This is a genomic window from Qingrenia yutianensis, assembly GCF_014385105.1.
Taxonomy (GTDB): domain Bacteria; phylum Bacillota; class Clostridia; order UMGS1810; family UMGS1810; genus Qingrenia; species Qingrenia yutianensis.
The window spans coordinates 1-1991 of sequence record NZ_JACRTE010000055.1 but is presented as its reverse complement, the minus strand read 5'-3'; the positions used below and the strand labels follow the sequence as shown (position 1 = coordinate 1991).

5 protein-coding genes are annotated in these 1991 nt (G+C 36.1%); all 5 read right to left on the bottom strand.

The window, feature by feature from the left end; all coding sequences use genetic code 11:
* Nucleotides 1–69 precede the first annotated feature (69 nt).
* Genes H8706_RS11940 through H8706_RS11920 form a run of 5 tightly spaced genes read right to left on the bottom strand, consistent with a single transcriptional unit; the run spans nt 70 to nt 1973 of the window.
* A complete protein-coding gene (locus H8706_RS11940) occupies nt 70–381 on the bottom strand; it encodes a hypothetical protein (RefSeq protein ID WP_262432816.1) in 312 nt (103 codons plus the stop codon).
* Nucleotides 378–812 (bottom strand): YopX family protein, encoded by a 435-nt coding sequence (locus tag H8706_RS11935; protein WP_262432815.1) that lies wholly within the window; start codon nt 810–812, stop codon nt 378–380. The genes H8706_RS11940 and H8706_RS11935 overlap by 4 nt, the downstream gene beginning before the upstream one ends.
* Nucleotides 805–1110 (bottom strand): hypothetical protein, encoded by a 306-nt coding sequence (locus tag H8706_RS11930; protein ID WP_262432814.1) that lies wholly within the window; start codon nt 1108–1110, stop codon nt 805–807. Before H8706_RS11930 ends, H8706_RS11935 begins: the two co-directional genes overlap by 8 nt.
* Entirely contained in the window at nt 1110–1478 is a 369-nt protein-coding gene (locus tag H8706_RS11925) for a hypothetical protein (RefSeq protein ID WP_262432813.1), read from the bottom strand. The genes H8706_RS11930 and H8706_RS11925 overlap by 1 nt, the downstream gene beginning before the upstream one ends.
* Nucleotides 1479–1484: 6 nt before the next feature.
* Complete coding sequence (locus H8706_RS11920; protein ID WP_262432812.1) at nt 1485–1973, bottom strand: hypothetical protein; 489 nt, start codon at nt 1971–1973, stop codon at nt 1485–1487.
* Between the last annotated feature and the right edge of the window lie 18 nt (nt 1974–1991).

Here is a 1991-nt window from a genome sequence, read left to right as displayed (position 1 = left end):
TTTTTCATATAATCAGTTTGACAGTATTCGCATTGATATTTTGATAATTCTTTCATTTTGTATCACTCCTCATTTTCCACTTTCATTCACAAATATTCCGTTCCAAATATCTTCAAATTCTCGTTTTGAATAATCAATTTTTATGCGTTTTTCTCGGCACATTTGATTTAATGCTCTTACGCACGGGTGCCCGTATGAATTATCCTCGCAATAATCACACATAATGCCGTAACCGCATTTACCGTATGAATTTGTTTGCCAAAATTCTTTGTTAGACCACCTTTGAAATGCATTTTCCCAATTCCGCTTTTGTTTGTCCGTATTGTTGCGTTTGGAAACATTTTTAACCTCATTTCCGAATATGTCGAGTTGTTTGTTCATCTCTCTGCCTCCAGCAAATCATTATCGTGGATATTGCCGATTACTTCATATTTGACGTTGCATATTGAGGTAAATGCGTGAAAATGTTCGACGCCGTGCTGTTTTGCTAATAGCCCAAATGAACCATCTTTGAAAACACATACTGATTTTATCGGCATTTCAAAATCAAACAAGGCGTTTACAACATCGCCCACAAACATCAGCTTGCCGTTCTTGTCGGGAACTCCCGAGCATTGCCCAACGGTTTCGGGGATAACTTCAAAATCTGCAAGCCCGCCCAAACCAATATCCATACACACATCTTTGTAAATGAAATGTTGATATTTCAGCGTAGACGCAATGCAAGAATGGTTGGATTGACAGGCATAAAATCCTTCAATCCATTCGCCATTATCTTTCCGCTTTCCTCTGCATATGTATCTGTTATTCATTTGTTGCACCGCCTTTCGTAGCTTCCAATAGTTGTGTTCCAATTTCTGCAATAATCTCATATAAACACTTTTTCGCTTCTTCAAATGCCACATCTTTATTTGCATAGTCCCATTCGGCAAAAAGCTCGTGGAAAATATGATATTTTCTGTCTCCTTTTTTTATTGCAACACCAACACGAAACATATCTTGCTTTTTATCGTAAACGGCGTGCCAAGCTGGATATACATCAAAATAAAATAGTTCGGTTTCAATACTCAAATGATATTTGCGCTCTTCAATTAACGGATACACTTTCATTACTCCGCACCGCCTTTCAATGCTTTTTCTGCCTGTTCTTTGGTTGTGTAAACCATATCGAATGTATAATCTTTATTTACAATAGATTTAAGTCCCTCAGTTAATATTTTCAAATCAAACATTCCTCCGCTTTTATCTACGTAAACTGCCAAAACATTTGCAGACATAACGCACTTGTTGTATATTACCCAGACTATGCCGCCAACATTAACAGGCGGTACAATTACGCCATTTTTAAGCAAGTAATCTGCAAGTTGCTCGTTAGTACATCCCTCACAATCTTCTCGTGGACGGTTGCATACATCGCAAAGTGCTACATCGTCACCAAAATCATCAATCAATTTAATCAATCTTTCACGCTCATTCATTTTCGTCTACCTCCTAAATTTTGACGGGCAATATGAATTGTCAATAACATTGGATTTTGATTTTTCAAATTCTTTTTTTGAATATTCAACAAACCAATTCATATCATTATCTTTTAATAGAACATTTCGACCCGTGAAAATTAAATTATTACACTTGTTTAATGTGCGATATTGATGCGTTTCGTTATTTGTAACCAGCACCCATTGCGTCAGATATTGATTAAATTCAAAATATCCGAAACAGAATTTATCTGACAGCGGCTCATTGTATGAAAAAACATCGTATTCAAACGGTAAATAATCACTATCTTTTAATTTAATACCTGTACACCTGCAAAGCGTGTACGGATTTGTTTCGTAATGCCCGAAATCATCGCCGATAATAAAATGTCTGCCGTGCTCATCTATATAGTAAAATCCTGTTACTATCGGTTCTGTTTCGTCTTGCACAAAAATACCTTTTACCATATATAGATTTTTATTAAATTCACTCATTTTTGTCTACCTCCGCAA

What these genes read in the sequence shown, in the direction of transcription:
- H8706_RS11940 (WP_262432816.1), bottom strand. Translation starts at nt 381, where the DNA reads ATGAACAAACAACTCGACATATTCGGAAATGAGGTTAAAAATGTTTCC.
- H8706_RS11935 (WP_262432815.1), bottom strand. Translation starts at nt 812, where the DNA reads ATGAATAACAGATACATATGCAGAGGAAAGCGGAAAGATAATGGCGAA.
- H8706_RS11930 (WP_262432814.1), bottom strand. Translation starts at nt 1,110, where the DNA reads ATGAAAGTGTATCCGTTAATTGAAGAGCGCAAATATCATTTGAGTATT.
- H8706_RS11925 (WP_262432813.1), bottom strand. Translation starts at nt 1,478, where the DNA reads ATGAATGAGCGTGAAAGATTGATTAAATTGATTGATGATTTTGGTGAC.
- H8706_RS11920 (WP_262432812.1), bottom strand. Translation starts at nt 1,973, where the DNA reads ATGAGTGAATTTAATAAAAATCTATATATGGTAAAAGGTATTTTTGTG.